This window comes from Agromyces bauzanensis, assembly GCF_014645655.1.
In the GTDB taxonomy this organism is placed as follows: domain Bacteria; phylum Actinomycetota; class Actinomycetes; order Actinomycetales; family Microbacteriaceae; genus Agromyces; species Agromyces bauzanensis.
Genome location: NZ_BMMD01000008.1, coordinates 122,236 through 140,876, shown reverse-complemented (window position 1 = coordinate 140,876; position 18,641 = coordinate 122,236). Strand labels below are relative to the sequence as shown.

At 70.8% G+C, this 18,641-nt stretch carries 18 protein-coding genes; 12 read left to right on the top strand and 6 right to left on the bottom strand.

All coding sequences use genetic code 11. The annotated features are described in order from the left end of the window. Positions 1-66 precede the first annotated feature (66 nt). From pepN (IEX31_RS08945) to IEX31_RS08925, 5 genes are all read left to right on the top strand, one after another. Positions 67-2,631 carry an aminopeptidase N gene (gene pepN / locus IEX31_RS08945; protein WP_188743081.1) on the top strand — a complete coding sequence of 855 codons (2,565 nt, stop codon included), beginning with the start codon at positions 67-69 and terminating at the stop codon, positions 2,629-2,631. A gap of 273 nt (positions 2,632-2,904) precedes the next feature. Beyond that, positions 2,905-5,475 (top strand): aminopeptidase N, encoded by a 2,571-nt coding sequence (gene pepN, locus IEX31_RS08940; RefSeq protein WP_188743080.1) that lies wholly within the window; start codon positions 2,905-2,907, stop codon positions 5,473-5,475. Between the two features lie 11 nt (positions 5,476-5,486). After that, positions 5,487-6,560: a mechanosensitive ion channel family protein gene (locus IEX31_RS08935; RefSeq protein ID WP_188743079.1), complete on the top strand. Its 1,074-nt coding sequence runs from the start codon at positions 5,487-5,489 to the stop codon at positions 6,558-6,560. Then, positions 6,557-6,952, top strand: a complete 396-nt coding sequence (locus IEX31_RS08930) for a globin (RefSeq protein WP_188743078.1) — start codon at positions 6,557-6,559, stop codon at positions 6,950-6,952. The genes IEX31_RS08935 and IEX31_RS08930 overlap by 4 nt, the downstream gene beginning before the upstream one ends. Positions 6,953-7,033: 81 nt before the next feature. Continuing rightward, a complete protein-coding gene (locus tag IEX31_RS08925; RefSeq protein ID WP_188743077.1) occupies positions 7,034-8,701 on the top strand; it encodes an FAD-binding dehydrogenase in 1,668 nt (555 codons plus the stop codon). A 24-nt stretch (positions 8,702-8,725) separates the two neighbouring features. Here the strand turns inward: IEX31_RS08925 and IEX31_RS08920 are convergent, their stop codons facing one another. Continuing rightward, complete coding sequence (locus IEX31_RS08920; RefSeq protein ID WP_188743076.1) at positions 8,726-9,406, bottom strand: DUF8185 domain-containing protein; 681 nt, start codon at positions 9,404-9,406, stop codon at positions 8,726-8,728. 93 nt (positions 9,407-9,499) lie between these two features. On the opposite strand from IEX31_RS08920, the gene IEX31_RS08915 reads away from it, so the two are divergent. The 3 genes from IEX31_RS08915 to IEX31_RS08905 all read left to right on the top strand — a co-directional run bounded on the left by IEX31_RS08915 (position 9,500) and on the right by IEX31_RS08905 (position 11,495). After that, positions 9,500-10,381, top strand: coding sequence for an acyl-CoA thioesterase (locus IEX31_RS08915; protein WP_188743075.1), 882 nt, complete (start codon positions 9,500-9,502; stop codon positions 10,379-10,381). 98 nt (positions 10,382-10,479) lie between these two features. Further along, positions 10,480-10,968, top strand: a complete 489-nt coding sequence (locus tag IEX31_RS08910; protein ID WP_188743074.1) for a QcrA and Rieske domain-containing protein — start codon at positions 10,480-10,482, stop codon at positions 10,966-10,968. 2 nt (positions 10,969-10,970) lie between these two features. Then, the gene (locus IEX31_RS08905; protein WP_188743073.1) at positions 10,971-11,495 is read left to right on the top strand and encodes a hypothetical protein; all 525 of its coding nucleotides are present in this window, start codon (positions 10,971-10,973) and stop codon (positions 11,493-11,495) included. Positions 11,496-11,504: 9 nt separating this feature from the next. On the opposite strand, the gene IEX31_RS08900 is transcribed toward IEX31_RS08905, so the two are convergent. From IEX31_RS08900 to msrA, 5 genes are all read right to left on the bottom strand, one after another. Then, positions 11,505-11,981, bottom strand: coding sequence for an acyl-CoA thioesterase (locus tag IEX31_RS08900; protein WP_188743072.1), 477 nt, complete (start codon positions 11,979-11,981; stop codon positions 11,505-11,507). Position 11,982: 1 nt separating this feature from the next. Then, on the bottom strand, positions 11,983-13,665 hold the full coding sequence (gene ettA, locus IEX31_RS08895; RefSeq protein ID WP_188743071.1) for an energy-dependent translational throttle protein EttA: 1,683 nt from the start codon (positions 13,663-13,665) through the stop codon (positions 11,983-11,985). Positions 13,666-13,733: 68 nt separating this feature from the next. Next, on the bottom strand, positions 13,734-14,246 hold the full coding sequence (locus IEX31_RS08890) for a DUF6993 domain-containing protein (protein WP_188743070.1): 513 nt from the start codon (positions 14,244-14,246) through the stop codon (positions 13,734-13,736). Positions 14,247-14,331: 85 nt separating this feature from the next. Next, a complete protein-coding gene (gene ssb / locus IEX31_RS08885) occupies positions 14,332-14,853 on the bottom strand; it encodes a single-stranded DNA-binding protein (RefSeq protein WP_188743069.1) in 522 nt (173 codons plus the stop codon). A 182-nt stretch (positions 14,854-15,035) separates the two neighbouring features. Continuing rightward, complete coding sequence (msrA, locus tag IEX31_RS08880) at positions 15,036-15,560, bottom strand: peptide-methionine (S)-S-oxide reductase MsrA (protein ID WP_188743068.1); 525 nt, start codon at positions 15,558-15,560, stop codon at positions 15,036-15,038. A gap of 17 nt (positions 15,561-15,577) precedes the next feature. On the opposite strand from msrA, the gene IEX31_RS08875 reads away from it, so the two are divergent. The 4 genes from IEX31_RS08875 to IEX31_RS08860 all read left to right on the top strand — a co-directional run bounded on the left by IEX31_RS08875 (position 15,578) and on the right by IEX31_RS08860 (position 18,640). Beyond that, positions 15,578-16,585, top strand: coding sequence for an aldo/keto reductase (locus IEX31_RS08875; protein ID WP_188743067.1), 1,008 nt, complete (start codon positions 15,578-15,580; stop codon positions 16,583-16,585). Next, complete coding sequence (locus tag IEX31_RS08870) at positions 16,586-17,542, top strand: EamA family transporter (RefSeq protein WP_188743066.1); 957 nt, start codon at positions 16,586-16,588, stop codon at positions 17,540-17,542. A 98-nt stretch (positions 17,543-17,640) separates the two neighbouring features. Beyond that, positions 17,641-17,892, top strand: coding sequence for a hypothetical protein (locus IEX31_RS08865; protein WP_188743065.1), 252 nt, complete (start codon positions 17,641-17,643; stop codon positions 17,890-17,892). 79 nt (positions 17,893-17,971) lie between these two features. Then, positions 17,972-18,640: a hypothetical protein gene (locus IEX31_RS08860; protein ID WP_188743064.1), complete on the top strand. Its 669-nt coding sequence runs from the start codon at positions 17,972-17,974 to the stop codon at positions 18,638-18,640. Position 18,641 lies beyond the last annotated feature (1 nt).

Genomic DNA, 18,641 nt, shown 5'->3' with positions numbered 1-18,641 from the left:
TAGGCTGGTCAATCGTGCGACGCGCCACGAGCGCCCACCCAACGCTCACTTGAGAGGAAGACCAAGTTGCCAGGAGAGAACCTCACGAGGCTCGAAGCCGAGGAGCGCGCCGCGCTCGTCACGGTGCACGACTACGACGTCGTGCTCGACGTGACGGCCGGCCCCGACGTGTTCCGGAGCACCTCCACGGTGCGGTTCGCCGCAGCCGAGGGCGCCTCCACGTTCATCGATGCGATCATCGCCGCGGTGCACTCGGTCACGCTGAACGGCGTGGCCCTCGACCCGGCCGAGGTGAGCGACGGCGTGCGCATCCAGCTGCCGAACCTCGCCGCCGAGAACGAGCTCGTCGTCGTCGCCGACGGCCGCTACATGCATACCGGTGAGGGCCTGCACCGGTTCGTCGATCCCGTCGACGGCGAGGCGTACCTCTACACTCAGTTCGAGGTGCCCGACTCGCGCCGCATGTTCGCGGTGTTCGAGCAGCCCGACCTCAAAGCCTCGTTCCGGTTCACGGTGACCGCCCCCGCGCACTGGGAGGTGGTCTCCAACTCGCCCACGCCCGAGCCGGTCGACGCCGTCGCCGGTGACGGCAGTGACGCCCCCGCGAAGACCTGGGCGTTCGAGCCGACGCCCCGCATCTCGAGCTATATCACGGCCCTGATCGCGGGCCCCTACGCCGTGGTGCGCGACGAGCTCACGTCGGCCGACGGCCGCGTCATCCCGCTCGGCGTGTTCAGCCGCAAGACCCTCTCCGAGTTCCTCGACGCCGACTACGTCTTCGAGAAGACGAAGCAGGGCTTCGAGTACTTCGAGCGCAAGTTCGGCGTGCCCTACCCGTTCGCGAAGTACGACCAGCTGTTCGTGCCCGAGTACAACGCCGGCGCCATGGAGAACGCGGGCGCGGTGACGTTCACCGAGTCCTACGTGTTCCGGTCGAAGGTGGCCGACGCCGTGCGCGAGCGCCGCGTCGTCACGATCCTCCACGAACTCGCCCACATGTGGTTCGGCGACCTCGTCACCATGAAGTGGTGGAACGACCTGTGGCTCAACGAGTCGTTCGCCGAGTGGGCATCCACCATCGCCGCGGCCGAGGCCACCGAGTGGACGGAGGCGTGGACGACCTTCAACGCGATGGAGAAGAGCTGGGCGTACCGTCAGGACCAGCTCCCGTCCACGCATCCGGTGGTCGCCACCATCAACGACCTCGAGGACGTGCAGGTCAACTTCGACGGCATCACCTACGCGAAGGGCGGCTCGGTGCTGAAGCAGCTGGTCGCCTGGGTGGGCGTCGATGCGTTCTTCGCGGGCGTGTCCGCGTACTTCCAGAAGCACGCGTGGGGCAACACGACCCTCGCCGACCTGCTCGCCGAGCTCGAGGTCGCGAGCGGACGCGACCTCTCCGACTGGTCGGGCCTGTGGCTCGAGACCGCAGGCGTCAACACGCTGCGCCCCGAGCTCGAGTCGGATGACACGGGCACGATCACCTCGTTCTCGGTGCTGCAGTCCGCCATCGAGGAGCACCCGACGATCCGCCCGCACCGCCTAGCCATCGGGTTCTACAACCTGCACGACGGCAAGCTCATGCGCGACCACCGGGTCGAGCTCGACGTGGCCGACGAGCGCACCTCCGTGCCCGAGCTGATCGGCCTCGCGCGGCCCGACCTCGTGCTGCTCAACGACGACGACCTCGCCTACGCCAAGATCCGGCTCGACGAGCCCTCGCACGGCGTCGCCCTCGCCAACCTCTCCGAGATCGCCGACCCGCTCGCGCGAGCCCTCGTGTGGAGTTCGGTCTGGGATGCCACGCGCGACGCCGAGACCCGCGCAAGCGACTACCTCGCCCTCGTGCTCGGCAACATCGCGAGCGAGACCGAGTCGACGACGCTGCGCATCGTGCTCGCGAACGCCGTGCTCGCCGCGAGCGCCTACACCGCCCCCGAGCGCCGCGCCGAGGCGCGCCGCAGCCTCTCCGACGGGTTCTGGCGACTCGCCCAGGAGGCCGAGCCCGGCAGCGACGCGCAGTTCCAGTTCGTCACGAACTTCGCGGGTCTCGCCGAGGCCGGCAGCCACGTCGACGAGCTCGAGGCGCTGCATGACGGGTCGCTCCGCCTCGAGGGCCTCGAGATCGACACCGACCTCGGCTGGGAGCTGCTCATCGCGCTCGTCGCCGCGGGCCGAGCGGGCGATGCCGAGATCGATGCACGCCTCGCCACCGACAACACCGCCACCGGGCAGCAGTCGGCCGCGAATGCCCGCGCCGCCATCCAGACGCTGGAGGCGAAGGAACGGGCCTGGTCGTCGCTCGTCGACGTCGACACGGCGACGAACACGATCGTGCGCGAGACCGCCGAGGGCTTCCTTCGGGCGAGCGACCCCGCCCTCCTCGAGGCATTCGTCGACCGATACTTCGCGATGCTCGAGCGCGTGTGGGACGAGCGCAGCTACGCCATCGCCGAGAAGCTCGTCGACGGTCTCTACCCGTCGCCGCTCGCGAACCGCGCCCTCGCCGACGCCAGCCGCGCCTGGCTCGACTCGCACCCCGACGTCCCGGCCCTGCGTCGCCTCGTGGTCGAGCGGCTGGCGGGCATCGACCGGGCGCTCGCCGCGCAGGAGCGCGACGCGCAGCAGTAGCCCGACCGGCCTTCACGGGGCAACCATGCCACCGTCCGATTCGCGGCGGACGCGGCATCCGTGGCGTCGAAGACATGATCACCGCAGAAGGACTCGCCAAGCGCTACGGCGCCAAGACCGCCGTCGACGGACTCGGCTTCACCGTGCACCCGGGACGCGTCACCTGATCGCGTGCATCTCGAGATCCTCGCCAACGAGCACGGCCTCATGTCGGCGGGTCCGACCGGCGACCGTCGGTAGGCTGGCCGGGCACATCACTCGAAGGGTTCCTCCATGCCTGCTGCCAACCTCACGCGCCTCGAGGCGGTGGAGCGCGCCGCCGTCGTGCGCGCCCCGTCGTACGAGGTCGCCCTCGACCTCGCCCGAGGCGGGGAGACGTTCCGCAGCGAGACGGTCGCGCGGTTCACCGCGGTCGCGGGCGGCTCGACCTTCATCGAGGCGTGCACGGACGCCATCCACGAACTGACCCTGAACGGCCGGCCGCTCGACCCGGCCGCCGTGAGCGACGGCACGCGCATCCGGCTCGACGACCTCGCCGCCGAGAACGAGGTGCACGTCGTCGCCGACGCCCGGTACACGAACACGGGCGAGGGCCTGCATCGTTTCGTCGACCCCGTCGACGGCGAGACCTACCTGTACACCGAGTTCGCCGTGGCGGAGGCGAATCGCGTCTTCGCAGTGTTCGACCAGCCCGACCTCAAGGCGTCGGTGCGCTTCACGGTGACCGCACCGGCGCACTGGAGCGTGCTGAGCAACGCGCCCGCCCCCGACCCCGAGCGCGCGCCAGGCGCGGCATCCGCCACCTGGTCGTTCGAGCCCGGACCCGTGATCTCGAGCTACATCGTCGCCATCATCGCCGGGCCGTACGCGGCCTGGCACGGCTCGGCGCGCAGCGTCGACGGACGCGACGTGCCGCTCGGGCTCTTCACGCGTGCCTCGCTCGCGCAGTACGCCGAGCCCGACGTCATGTTCGAGACGGTACAGTCCGGACTCGAGTTCTACGAGACCACGTTCGGCGTGCCCTACCCGTACGGAAAGTACGACCAGGTCTTCGTGCCCGAGTACAACTGGGGCGCCATGGAGAACGTCGGCGCGGTCACCTTCAACGAGAGCTACCTGTTCCGGGCGCGCGTCTCGGACGCCCGCCGCGAGCAGCGCACGATCGTCGTGCTGCACGAGCTCAGCCACATGTGGTTCGGCAACTCCGTGACGATGAAGTGGTGGAACGACCTCTGGCTCAACGAGTCGTTCGCCACGTGGGCGTCGACCCTCGCCACGGCCGCGGTCACCGAGTTCACGGGCGTGTGGGCCACGTTCGCGAGCGACGAGAAGACGCACGCGGCTGAGCAGGACCAGCTGCCCTCGACGCACCCCGTCGTCGCCGAGATCCGCGACCTCGCCGACGTCGAGGTGAACTTCGACAAGATCACCTACGACAAGGGCGCGTCGGTGCTGAAGCAGTTGGTCGCGTGGGTGGGGCTGGACGCCTTCCAGCGCGGCGTGGGCGCGTACCTCACGGCGTACGCGGGCGGCAACGCCACGCTGCGCGATCTCCTCGACGAACTCGAGCGGGCGAGCGGGCGCGACCTCACCCGCTGGTCGGAGCTGTGGCTCGAGGCCGCGGGCGTGAACACCCTGCGGGCGATCGTGGAGACGGATGCCTCGGGCACGATCACCGCGACTCGCGTCGAGCAGTCGGCGGCCCCGACGCATCCGATCCTCCGCCCCCATCGGCTCGCGATCGGCTGCTACTCGGGTGACGAGCACGGCGCGCTCGTGCGCACGCACCGCATCGAGCTCGACGTGGCCGGCGCGTCGACCGACGTGCGCGAGCTCGTCGGGCTCGCCCGCCCCGACCTGCTGCTCGTCAACGACGACGACCTCACCTATGCGAAGGTGCGGCTCGACGACCCGTCGTTCGCCACGGCCGTGGCGCAGCTCGCGGACCTCCCCGACCCCGTCGCGCGGGCGGTCGTGCTCGGCTCGGCGTGGGACGCCGTGCGCGACGCGGAGCTGCCCGCAGGCGACTTCGTGCGGCTGGTGCTCGGCAGCATCGGCCACGAGACGCAATCGGCGGCGCGTGGCCTCACGCTCGGCCGGCTCGAGCTCGCCCTCTCGCGCTACCTCGCCGTCGATCATCGCGACGCGCTCTCGGTCGAGGCCGGTGATGCCGTGTGGGCGCTCGCCGAGCTGGCGGGCACCGGATCCGACGCGCAGCTGCAGTTCGTCAAGGCGTTCACGCGCATCGCCGCGAGCCAGGCGCACGCCGATGTGCTCGGGAGCCTCCTCGACGGCTCGATCAAGCTGGCCGGACTCGAGGTCGACCTCGACCTGCGGTGGGAGCTCGTGATCGCGCGCGCCGCCCTCGGTGCGGCATCCGACGCCGAGATCGACGGCGCGCTCGAACTCGACGACACCGCGAAGGGGCGCCAGCTGGCCGAGACCGCGCGCGCCGCGCGCCCCGACCAGGCGGTGAAGGATGCCGCGTGGCGGCGCGTCGCGACCGACACGGGCCTCCCGAACGACCTGGCCCGTGCGATCGCCGAGGGCTGGCGGCGCACGACGCTGCCCGAGCTGCTCGCCTCGACGGCGACGGACTACTTCGCGATGCTGCAGGACGTGTGGGCGACCCGGAGCTTCACCATGGCCTCCCTCGTCGTGTCGCGACTCTTCCCGTCGCCGCTCGTCGACGAGGAGCTCGCGGCCATGGCGCGTTCGTGGCTCGACGCGAACCCCGGGCCGGCACCGCTGCACCGCCTCGTGTCGGAGCAGCTCGACGAGCTCGAGCGGGCCCTGGCGGCGCGTGAGCGGGATGCCGACGACCTCACGGGCGCCGCTGAGTAGACTGTCGAACCATGCTCCGATTCGAGCCCGCCCCCGACGAGACCACCCTGTGGGAGCAACTCGACGCATTCTGGGCGACCCCGTGGGGCTCGATCGTCGGCAAGCTGGTGGCGATCGCCCTGATCATCGCGGTCGCGTTCCTCGTCAGCTGGGTGCTGCACTTCGTGATCGAGCGCGTCGTCACGCGCATCGTGACCGGCGTGAAGCAGAAGCAGCAGGTAACCGACACGCAGGCTCTGCAGGCCTCACCGCTCGCGGCGGTGCGGATCGTGCAGCGCACCCGCACGCTCGGTTCGCTGCTGCGGAACGTCGTGAACGTGACGCTCGTCATCATCTTGACGCTCCTGATCGTGAACGTCATCGATCCGAGCATCCTCGGCTCCTTCGCGCTCCTGTCGGCCGCGATCGGCGCCGGCCTCGGCTTCGGCGCGCAGAACATCGTGAAGGACGTGCTGAACGGCCTGTTCATGGTGGGCGAGGACCAGCTCGGCGTCGGCGACGTCGTCGACCTCGGCCCGGCGACGGGCATCGTCGAAGACGTGCAGATCCGCATCACCAAGGTTCGCGACGTGAACGGCACGCTGTGGTTCGTGCGCAACGGCGAGATCCTGCGCGTCGGCAACATGTCGCAGGGCTGGGCCCGCGTCATCCTCGACCTCGCGGTACCCTACGACGCCGACGTCGACGCCGTCGAGGCCGAGATGTTGCGCACGGCCGTCGAGCTCTCGCAGTCGGGCAAGTGGCGCTCGCGCATCCTCGAGAAGCCCGAGGTGTGGGGGCTGGAATCGATCTCGAACGACGCGATGGTGATCCGCATCGTCATGAAGGTGCGCACCTCGTCGAAGGACGACGTCGCGCGCGAGTTGCGCATGCGCCTGAAGCGTACGCTCGACGCCATGGACGTGAAGCTGCCGAGCCTGTCGAGCGTCGTGCTCTCCGGGTTCGACGGCGCCACCCGCGTCAAGGGCGCGAAACCGCCGAAGACCGCGCCCAACCCGACGGTCGAGGACGCCTCGGCACGCGCCGCGAAGAAGAACCGGGCGCCTCGCGCGCCCACACCACCCACCACGGGAGACACACCATGACGGATGCCGCATTCGGGCCCTCGTTCTACGAGACCGTCGGCGGGCGCGCCACGTTCGAACGGCTCGTGGCCGAGTTCTACCGCGGTGTCGCCGACGACCCGGTGCTGCGCCCCATGTACCCCGAGGAGGACCTCGGGCCCGCCGCCGAGCGTCTCACGGGGTTCCTCGAGCAGTACTGGGGCGGACCGGGCACCTACAGCGAGCAGCGCGGGCACCCGCGGCTGCGCCTGCGTCATCAGCCGTTCAAGGTGAACCCCGACGCCCGCGACCGCTGGCTCGCACACATGCGCCGGGCCCTCGACTCGCTCGAGCTCCCGCCGCTCGCCGAGGAGACCCTCTGGGACTACCTGCAGCGGGCCGCGTTCGCGATGGTCAACACGTTCGAGGACTGAACTCCGACCCCGCAGCATCCGCTGCCGCTGCACCACCCGCCTGCCCCGCCCCGCCGCCCCACCCGAGACGAAGGAGTCCACGTGGCCGCCTCCCCCGCACCCCGCACCGAATCCGACGCGATCATCGTCGGGGCCGGCCTCTCCGGCCTCGTCGCGGCCGCCGAGCTCGTCGACGCCGGAAAGCACGTCGTGATCGTCGACCAGGAGCCCGAGGCGAGCCTCGGCGGGCAGGCCTGGTGGTCGTTCGGCGGCCTGTTCCTCGTCGACTCGCCCGAGCAGCGGCGCATGGGTGTGCACGACTCGCTGGAACTCGCCCGGCAGGACTGGGCCGGCACCGCCGGCTTCGACCGCGACGAGGACGAGTGGGGTCGCCGCTGGGCAGAGGCCTACCTCGAGTTCGCCGCCGGCGAGAAGCGCGCCTGGCTGCGCGAGAAGGGCGTGCGTCTCTTCCCCGTCGTGGGCTGGGCCGAACGCGGGGGCTACGGTGCGATCGGCCACGGCAACTCGGTGCCGCGTTTCCACATCACGTGGGGCACCGGGCCCGGCGTGCTCGCCCCGTTCATCGCGCGCGTGCAGGCCGGCGCCGCCGCGGGGCTCGTCGAGCTCCGGCACCGGCACCGCGTCGACGAGCTCGTCGTCGATTCGGGCGCCGTGGTCGGCGTGCGCGGCACGGTGCTCGCCGACGACCCGGCGAAGCGCGGCGAGCCCAGCAACCGCGACGCCGCGGGCGAGTTCGAGCTGCGCGCCGCGGCGGTGGTCGTGGCCTCCGGTGGCATCGGCGGTGACCACGACCTCGTTCGGCAGTACTGGCCCGAGCGCATGGGGACGGCACCGACGGCGATGCTCTCGGGGGTGCCGGCGCATGTCGACGGGCGGATGCTCGGCATCGCGGAGCAGGCCGGCGCGCGGCTCGTGAACCTCGACCGCATGTGGCACTACACCGAGGGCATCGCGAACTGGGACTCCGTGTGGCCCCTGCACGGCATCCGCATCCTGCCCGGCCCGTCGTCGCTGTGGTTCGACGCCGAGGGACGTCGGCTGCCCGCGCCGCTCTTCCCCGGGTTCGACACGCTGGGAACGCTCGAGCACATCGTCGCGACCGGCCACGCACACTCGTGGTTCGTGCTCACCCAGAAGATCATCGAGAAGGAGTTCGCGCTCTCGGGCAGCGAGCAGAACCCCGACCTCACCGGCAGGGACCTCAAGCTCCTCGCCGACCGCCTCGGCTCCGGGGCGCCCGGCCCTGTCGAGGCGTTCAAGGAGCACGGGGTCGACTTCGTGGTCGCCGACACCCTGCCTGAGCTCTTCGACGGCATGCGCGCCCTCTCCCCCGACGTGCCGCTCGACACCGAGAACATCGAGCGCGAGATCGTCGCCCGCGACCGCGAGCTCGACAACGAGTTCTCGAAGGACCTCCAGCTCATCGCCGTGCGCGGTGCGCGCAGGTACCGCGGCGACAAGCTCATCCGGGTCGCGACGCCGCACCGAATCCTCGATCCGAAGGCGGGTCCGCTCATCGCCGTGAAGCTGCACCTCCTCACGCGCAAGACCCTCGGCGGCATCCAGACCGACCTCGCCTCTCGTGCTCTGGGCGCCGAGGGCACTCCGGTGCCCGGCCTCTACGCGGTCGGCGAGGCCGCGGGCTTCGGCGGCGGCGGCATGCACGGGTATCGCTCGCTCGAGGGCACCTTCCTCGGCGGATGCCTCTTCACCGGCCGTGCGGCCGGACGCGCCATCGCCCGGGGCTGACGGCGGCGGGCGACGCCGGGGCGACTACGCCTTGAGGGTCCAGGGCTTCCGCCGCACGAGCACGTGGCCGCGTCTCGACGAGAGCCGCGTCCAGGGGCCTGTCTCGAAGAGCCGGATGGGGTCGTCGCCGAGGAAGCCGAGGCTGAAGGCCGCGAACGCGGCGCCCGCGGGCACGTACTCGAGCCCCTCGATGCCGCGGCCCCACACCTCGGAGCGCACGCGCTGCACGAGCTGCTCGCCGGTGCCCTCGGGGATCGCGGCGGCGACCTCCTCGATGCCGCCGCGGGCCGCGCGCTCGAGGGTCGCCGAGTCCGTCTCGCCGAGCGGTCGCCATCCGCCGCGCGGCGGCGAGATGCCCGCCCAGGTCACGGTGTTCACCTCGGGCGGCCGGGTCATGGTGACCGGACGCGACTCGTCGTCCTCTCCGAGTTGCCCCCTTGCCCGCACGATCCGGTCGACGACCGAGCGCATGGGCACCACGACATCGAAGTCGTCGGTCTCCCACAACTGGAAGGTGCGCAGGCCCAGCACGGTTGGGCTCTCGTCGAGGATGCCACGCGGGTACAGGATCGCCGTGTACACCGCGAGGATGCCCGAGCCCGCCACGAGCCGCACGGAACCGTCCTCGACGCGCCCGGCGCGCTGCAGGTAGGTGTGCAGGTCGCCGAGCGAAAGGCTGTCCGCGAGCGTGAATTGCTGAACCATCTACTGTCTAAACTACCAAGGGAGCGCCGCCGCCCCGGCGGACCGCCCTTCCGCCGGTGTCGGGCGGCCTCGCCCCACTGACTCGGAGGAACGATGAACGGTCCCATCGACGGCCTGCTCAGCACCCTGCACCTCACCGACACTGGTGCACGCACGACCGAGGACATCTTCACGGGGCCGTCGCAGTGGATGCCCCACGGTCGCGTGTTCGGCGGCCAGGTGCTCGCCCAGTCGCTCATCGCCGCGATGCACACGGTGCCGAGCGACCGCACCATCCACTCGGCGCACGGCTACTTCCTGCGCCCGGGCGACGTAACGCATCCGATCACCTTCTCGGTCGACCGGCTCTACGACGGGCGCTCGTTCTCGACGCGGCGCACGCACGCCTTCCAGAACGGGGTGCCGATCCTCTCGCTCATCGCGTCGTTCCAGCACGGCGACGACGGACTCGAGCACCAGGTCGACATGCCCGACGGCATCCCCGATCCCGAAGGGCTGCCGACCGCCGCCGAGGTGCTCGGCGAGGTCGATCACGACGTCGCACGCCACATGTCGAACGAGCGCGCGTTCGACATGCGGCACATCCCGTCCGCGATCTACCTGTCCGCCGACGGCGACCGCGAACCGCGGCAGGCCGTATGGATGAAGGCCTTCGGGCGGTTGCCCGACGACCCCAAGCAGCACCGCGCGGCCCTCGCCTACGCGAGCGACTACGCGATCCTCGAGCCGGTGCTTCGGGCGCACGGCGTGGCGTGGGCGACCCCGGGCCTGAGGGTCGCGAGCCTCGACCACGCGATGTGGTGGCACCGCGACGCGCGGGTCGACGAGTGGCTGCTGTACGTGCAGGAGTCGCCCTCGGCGAGCGGCGGCCGCGGGCTCTCTCTGGGGCGCATCTACACCCGTGACGGCGTGCTCGTGGCGAGCGTCGCCCAGGAGGGCATGATCCGCGTTCCCCACGTCGATGCATTCGACTGAATGAATTCTGTGGGTTCGCGCCCACGCGGCTCGGCGTCCTCCAGGACGGGGCTGGACGCGCACGGGGCGCGAGCGAGGCGAACGAAGGAGCTCAGGGTGTGACGGATCCCACGGGCCTCACGAGGCGCACGATGCTGGCGCTCGGGTCGGTCGGCGTCGTGGGCGGCGCGCTGACCCTGGCGGGCTGTGCTACGGATGCCCCGTCCGGAACGGATTCCCCCGGTTCGCCCACCCCCTCCCTCACCGACGAGCCTGGCACCGGTCCCGGTGCCGCTCCCGACGCGCCCGCCGTCGGCGGCGACATCGCGGCACTCGCCGACGTCCCCGTCGGCGGCAGCATCGACGCGACCATCAACGGTGAGCCGGCGCTCATCGCGCAGCCGACCGCCGGCCAGGTCGTCGCGTTCAGCGCGATCTGCACCCACCAGCAGTGCGTCGTCGCGGCGGCGGGCGACGAGTTCCACTGCCCGTGCCACGCGTCGAGGTTCGACGCGGCGACGGGCGACGTGATCCGGGGACCCGCGCTCGAGGCGCTCGCCGAGATCCCCGTCGCCATCTCGGGCGACCGCATCGTCGCGGCATCCTGACGATGGACTACACGTTCGCCGGCCTGCCGCTGCACGTCCTCCTCGTGCACGCAGTGCTCGTCCTCACGCCCCTCGTGACCCTGGCGCTCGTCCTCGTCGCGGGGTGGCCCGCTGCCCGCCGCATCCTCTGGATTCCGGCGTTCACTGCGGCGGCGCTCCTGCTCCCGCTCGGACTCGTCACGATCGAGGCCGGCAAGTGGCTCGAGCAGCGCGTGCCGCCGGCACCGCTCATCCAGGAGCACACGGCGCAGGGCGAGGACATCGTGCCGTGGCTCTACGGGATCGTCGTGCTGGCCGTCGTGATCGCCGCCTGGGCGGTCGTCGAGCTCGTCGCGGCGCGACGCGACGCGGGGGCCGGCGCCACCGCACGCCCAGGCCGCGCGGTGCGCATCGTCGTGGGCATGGTGCTCACGCTCGCCGCGCTCGGCGTCGCCGCGGGCACGACCTGGACGCTCGTGCAGATCGGCGAGGCGGGCAGCCGGGCGGTCTGGGAGGGTTCCTTCAGCGACGAGCCCCTGGAGCGCTGAGCGGGCGCGTCAGCGCCGGCGGAAGGCGAGCCGCTCGCCGAGGTACGGCTCCCACGCGGCCCGCTCGGCGTCGCTGATGCGGCGCGGGCGCTCGGATGCCGCGTCGACCAGCACGATGGTCGTGGTCGCGCGCGTGTACAGGGTGCGCGGTTCGACGCCGGCCGGCGAGAACACCTCGTAGCAGACGTCGAGGCTGGCCCCGCCCATGCGGCCGATCCACAGCTCGATGTCGAGCGGCTGACGATGGTACGGGATCGGCGCGAGGTACTCGATCTCCTGCCGTGCGATCAGCGTGATGGTGTCGGAGCCCGACGTCGCATCGATCACGGCGGTCGTGGCGCCGACCGCATGCTCCGACGTGTCGTCGCTGGCCCAGAACGCCTGGATGCGAGCCTCCTCGAGGAGGCTCAGCATCCGGGCGTTGTTCACGTGACCGTAGGCGTCGAGGTCGGACCACCGAAGCGGCGTTGGCACGTGCAGGCGCATGTCAGTCCCTCGTGAGCTTGCGGTACGCGGAACGATGCGGCTTCGCCGCCTCGGGACCGAGACGCTCGATCTTGTTCGCCTCGTACGCCTCGAAGTTGCCCTCGAACCAGTGCCAGTACGACGGGTTCTCGTCGGTGCCCTCGTAGGCGAGGATGTGCGTCGCGATGCGGTCGAGGAACCACCGGTCGTGCGTGATGACCACGGCGCAACCGGGGAACTCGAGGAGCGCGTTCTCGAGGCTCGAGAGTGTCTCCACATCGAGGTCGTTGGTCGGCTCGTCGAGGAGCAGCAGGTTGCCGCCCTGCTTGAGGGTGAGCGCGAGGTTGAGCCGGTTGCGCTCGCCGCCGGAGAGCACGCCGGCGGGCTTCTGCTGGTCGGGACCCTTGAAGCCGAACGTGGACACGTAGGCGCGGCTCGGCACCTCGGTCCTGCCGACCTGGATGTAGTCGAGCCCGTCGGACACGACCTCCCACAGCGTCTTCTTGGGGTCGATGCCGCCGCGGGACTGGTCGACGTACGAGATCTTCACGGTCTCGCCGATCTTCAGGTCGCCGTCGTCGAGCGGCTCCATGCCGACGATCGTCTTGAAGAGCGTGGTCTTCCCGACGCCGTTCGGCCCGATGATGCCGACGATGCCGTTGCGAGGCAGCGTGAAGCTGAGGCCGTCGATGAGCGTGCGGTCGCCGAACCCCTTCTCGAGCTTCTTCGCCTCGAGCACGACGTTGCCGAGTCGAGGCCCGGGCGGGATCTGGATCTCCTCGAAGTCGAGCTTCCTCGTACGCTCGGCCTCGGCGGCCATCTCCTCGTACCGCGCGAGGCGGGCCTTCGACTTGGCCTGACGCCCCTTCGCGTTGGACCGCACCCAGTCGAGCTCGTCGGCGAGTCGCTTGGCGAGCTTGGCGTCCTTCCTGCCCTGAACGGTGAGCCGCTCCTGCTTCTTCTCGAGGTAGGTCGAGTAGTTGCCCTCGTATGGGTAGAGGCGACCTCGGTCCACCTCGCAGATCCACTCCGCGACGTGGTCGAGGAAGTACCGGTCGTGGGTCACGGCGAGCACGGCGCCGTGGTACTTGGCGAGGTGCTGTTCGAGCCACAGCACGCTCTCGGCATCGAGGTGGTTGGTGGGCTCGTCGAGCAGGAGCAGGTCGGGCTTCTGGAGCAGCAGCTTGCAGAGCGCGACGCGACGCTTCTCACCGCCCGAGAGCACCGACACCTTCTCGTCGCCGGGCGGGCAGCGCAGGGCGTCCATGGCCTGCTCGACCTGGGAGTCGAGATCCCACGCGTCGGCCGCGTCGATGTCCTCCTGGAGGCTGCCCATCTCGGCGAGGAGCGCATCGAAGTCGGCGTCGGGCTCGGCCATGGCCAACGAGATCTCGTTGAACCGGTCGACCTTCGCCTTGATCGGGCCGACACCCTCCTGCACGTTCTCGAGCACCGTCTTCGTCTCGTCGAGCTCGGGCTCCTGCATGAGGATACCGACCGAGTATCCGGGCGTGAGTCTGGCATCGCCGTTGGACGGCTGGTCGAGGCCGGCCATGATCTTCAGGATCGTCGACTTTCCGGCGCCGTTCGGGCCGACGACGCCGATCTTCGCGCCGGGGAGGAACGCCATCGTCACGTCGTCGAGAATGACCTTGTCGCCGACCGCCTTGCGGGCGCGGACCATCGAGTAAATGTAGTCAGCCATATCCGTACCAGTCTATGGGCGTCCCGGATGCCTCCCTCACCGCCGGGCGCCTCACCACGCGGCACGCCCTAGCTGTCGATGGGCCGCGTCTGGCCGATGAGGTATCCACCCGTTCCGAGCGGCGGCCGGACCGCGCTCTGGTATCCGTCGGAGCCGGAACCGTGCTGCCCGATCAGGCACTCGCCCTGGAAGAATACGGCGAACTGCACGGAGTCGGGCTGCAGGGCGACGGTCGTGCGATCGTGCGTGACCTGCATCTGGGACTTGTCGAAGCCGGCGGCCACGCGCGCGTCGATGAAGTCGCGTCCGCCGGCCGAGGAGCTCGCCGCCACCACGGCCAGGTTCACGGCGGAGAAGTAGGCGAGGCTCTCCTCGGCCGACAGCGTGGGTCGCAGGATCGGCGGTGCGCTCGGTGCGGGCGTGGCCGACCCCGACGCCGGCGCCGAGGACGGCGATGCGGACGCCGTGAGCTCGGGATGGCGGGTGGGAACCGGCGATGTGGCGGTGCATCCGGCGGTGCCGAAGCCGATCGCGGCGCCGGCGAGCGCCAGGACCGCGGTGCTGCCGAGACGGCTGGTCATCACTCCCCTTTCGGCGGGTGGCGACCGCCCGAGGCGAGTCCATGCCGCAGCGCAGGCCGGGTCGGGCGGTCGACCCGCGGTCCGATCAGAGGACGACCTCGAGCCTCGCCTCTTCGAGGTCGGCCCCCTCCTGGGCAGTCGTCGAGTCGACGCCGGGCCAGTCGCCGATGCCGGCCGCACCGTTGCCCTCGTGGCTCACCAGGTCGCCGTCGCGCGCCGGCTGGCCCTCGCTCCCCGACGACTCGCGCGCGAGGCGCACCTTGGTGAGCTCCGTGGTGCCCCAGGTGAGGTCGTGGCCGATCGCGTCGGCCTCGATCTCGACGGCCGTGCCGGACTTCTCGCCGTTCTCCCACGCGCGGAGCCGCAGCCGGCCGTGCACCACGACCCGTTCGCCCTTCTTGATGGACGCCAGTGTGTTGTGCGCGAGCTGCCGGAACGTCGAGACGGTGTACCAGTTGGTCTCGCCGTCCTCCCAGCTGCCCTTGGCCCGGTCGAAGTACCGCTTCGTCGATGCGAGACGGAACGAGGTGATCGCAAGTCCTTGCGTGGTCACGTGCAGACTGGGGTCGGTGCCCACCACGCCCGTGACGGTGATGCTGTCGGTCATTTCCACTCCTCGGCTCGTGCGCCGCCGCGGATCGGCGGCTCGCGGCATCCGGAGCTGCTCGTGCCGGACCAGGCCCCGGATGCCGCGTCGCACCAGCATCCCGAGCGAGGGTGGCGCAGCGGATGGCAGAGTGCATCACTGTGCACGATCCGCGCCACGAGGCCGTTGGCGAGGACGAGTCGTCAGGCGAGCACGTAGTCGGCGTACGAGCGCCGGATCTTGTTCACCTTCGGCAGCGCCACCGCGAGGCAGTACCCCTGGCCGGGATTCTTCGCGAAGAAGTCCTGGTGGTACTCCTCGGCGCGGAAGAAGTCTCCGAGCGGATCGATCGCAGTCACGATCTCACCCGGCCACCAGTCGGCCGCGCGAGCGCGAGCGGCCTCGAAGGCCTCGCGCTGCGCGTCGTCGGCGTAGAACATCGCCGAGCGGTACTGGGTGCCGACATCCGCGCCCTGGCGGTTCAACTGCGTCGGATCGTGCAGCGTGAAGAACACGTCGAGGATGACCTCGCGCGGGATCACGTCGGGGTCGAAGTCGACGCGAACCGCCTCGGCGTGGCCGGTGAGGCCGGTGCAGACGGCCTCGTAGCTCGGATTCGCCACCGACCCGCCCGTGTAGCCCGAGACGACGTCGGCGACCCCTCGGAGGGTTCGATACACGGCGTCCAGGCACCAGAAGCAGCCGCCGGCCAGAACGTAGCTTTCCATCGCCATAGAGTAGCCGCATGACCTTCGTCGCCTCTCAGGATCGCTATGACCGCATGCGCTTCAACCGGGTCGGACGCAGTGGCCTGAAGCTCCCGGCGCTCGCGCTCGGCCTCTGGCACAACTTCGGGCACGGGCGCCCGCTCGACACGCAGCGCGCGATCGTACGGCGAGCATTCGACCTCGGCGTCACGCACTTCGACCTTGCGAACAACTACGGCCCGCCCGCCGGAAGCGCCGAGGAGAACTTCGGCCGGCTGCTCGCCGCCGACCTCGCGCCGTACCGCGACGAGCTCATCATCTCGTCGAAGGCCGGGTACGGGATGTGGTCCGGCCCGTACGGAGACTTCGGGTCGCGCAAGCACCTGCTCGCCTCGCTCGACCAGAGCCTCGGCCGGCTCGGACTCGACTACGTGGACGTCTTCTACTCGCACCGACCCGACCCCGAGACGCCCGTCGAGGAGACCATGGGCGCGCTCGCGCACGCGGTGCGCCAGGGCAAGGCGCGCTACGTCGGCATCTCCAACTACGACCCCCAGCAGACCCGCGCGGCCGCTGCGGCGCTCGAGGCCGAGGGCCTGCCGCTCACGATCCACCAGCCGCGCTACTCGATGTTCGACCGCCACATCGAGGACGGCCTGTTCCCGGTGCTCGAGGAGGCCGGCGCGGCGAGCATCGTCTTCTCGCCGCTCGCGCAGGGCCTGCTCACCGATCGCTACCTCTCGGGCGACGTGCCCGCGGATTCGCGTGCGGCGACCAGCCGGTTCCTCTCGGCGGATCGCATCAGCCCCGACTACCTCGAGCGCGTGCGCGGCCTCGACGCGATCGCGAAGGAGCGCGGGCAGACGATCGCCCAGCTCGCCCTCTCGTGGGTGCTGCGCGAGCCGCTCGTCGTGAGTGCGCTCATCGGCGCCTCGAGCGTCGCCCAGCTCGAGCAGAACGTCGCCGCCCTCGACGCGCCGGCTCTCACCGACGACGAGATCTCACGCATCGAACCGTTCGCCGCGCGTGACGCAGTGCTCGTCTGAGTGGGCTACCTCTTCGCGCTCCTCGCCGCGCTCCTGTTCGGCACGAACGGGAGCGTCACGAAGGTCATCATCGAGGCGGGGCTGACGCCCACGCAGCTGACCTTCTTCCGCGTGGTCTCGGTATGCCTGATCGCGGGCGTGTGGCTGGCGATCGGCAACCGGGCCGCGTTCCGCATCTCGGGGCGCCAGCTGGCGGTCATGGCGCTCCTCGGCGTCGCGGGCGTCGCGCTCCTGCAGTGGACGTATGCCGTCGCGATCAGCCTGCTGCCCGTCGGGATCGCCCTGCTCCTCGAGTACCTGGCCGTGCTCGCGGTGGCGGTGATCGCGCGCGTCTTCTTCGCGGAACGCGTGAAGCCCCGCCTCTGGGTCGCGATCGGGCTCGTGCTCGTGGGACTCGCGCTGGTCGCCCAACTGGGCGCCGGCGGCGACCTCTCGGTGCCGGGCGTGCTCTTCGGGCTGGCCGCAGCGGCCACCCTGACGATCTACTTCATCGTCGGCGAGCGGCAGGTCACGGCGACGTCGCCGATGGCCGTCGCGTTCTGGTCGATGGGGTTCGCCGCGCTCTTCTGGGCGATGTCCAGCGGCTGGTGGCAGGTCGACCCGGTCCTCCTCGTCGAGCCCGTCTCCCTCGGCGGCTCGCTCGAGGCGATCGTCGTGCCGTTGTGGGTGCTCCTCGCGTGGAACGGCGTGCTCGGTTCGTTCGCACCGTTCCTGCTCTCCTTCCTCGCGCTCAAGCACCTGCGCGCCACCGCGGCGGGCATCGCGGCGTCGGCCGAGGTGCTCTTCGCTTTCGCGGTCGCCTGGTTGTGGCTCGGCGAGGGGCTCGACGCACTCCAGCTGGCGGGCGCGGCCCTCGTGCTCGTCGCGATCGTGCTGGCGCAGACCGCTCGGCCGGCCGGCGCCGTCGACGCCGACCTCGCGAGCCAGGAGATGGCCAGGCGCGAGTCGCTCCCGTGAATCGGCTGCACTTCGGTGCCTTGGACAGCGTCGGATGTCGGTGGGTCCGCCTACCGTCGATCAGACGCAGGGCCGGCTGCACGAGGAGAGGAGCGACGATGTCCGCCACCACGCTCGCACGGCCCCGCGAGAGCTTCCCCGCCCGCGTGCCCGGGCTCACGATCACACCGGTCGCGGCGTCCCTCTGGCGCGTCTCACGCCCTGGCGGCGCCGTGCTGGGGCACATCGAACGCCACGAGCTCGGCGGGCTCGAGCGCTGGTCGGCGCGCCGACTCATGAGCGGCGGCATCCGGTCGATGCCTCTCGGCGAGTTCTGGTCGGCGTCGGACGCGGCCGAGTGCTTCCGCTGAAGCGCCCGCCCCCGCGCATCATGCGGGCACGCCGTGCCGTATCGTTCGCGCGGGGCATCCGCGACGATAGCCTTCGCGCATGGACCTGTGGAACGACCTCATCTCGTGGCTCACGTCTCACGCCGCGCGCCCGACCGTCTTCGCCGCGGCCGTGCTCTTCGTCGCGGTGCTCGCGTCGGGACTCCTCGCGGCGTGGATCGCCGGCGCGGCGATCCGCCGGGTCCTTGCGCAGCGCGACCGCGAGGCGAGGAGCGCGGCGATCGCGGCGCTCGTCGACGCCGCGACCGAGGCCTCGGTGTGGAACTCACTCACCCCGCAGGAGCAGGTGCTCGCCGACCGCATGGTCGGGCAGGCGGACATCCAGGTGCGGCTGCTGCCGATGCGCGGGTCGGATGTCGCCGCCAACTGGGCGGCCCACCAACTGCATGAGCTGAAGCGCGCGTCCGCGACGTTCGGCTACCAGCTCGACCCCGCCGTCGTCGAGTTCCGCGACCGGCTGCTCGAGTGGGAGCGCCATCCGGCTCGTACCCGCAAGCAGTTCCAGAACGACCTCGTGCGGTGGCGCACGCAACGACAGGAGCCCGAGCAGGCCGCGGTCGAGGCGCAGGACGCCTGGGTCGCAGAACAGCACCGCGCGCGCTACCAGGGCGCGGCCACGATCGAGCCGCCGCCTCGGGCGGGCATGGAGTCGGCGCACGGGCCGAACGACACCGCCCCGACACCGACATTCGACGACGCGCGCGCCTGAG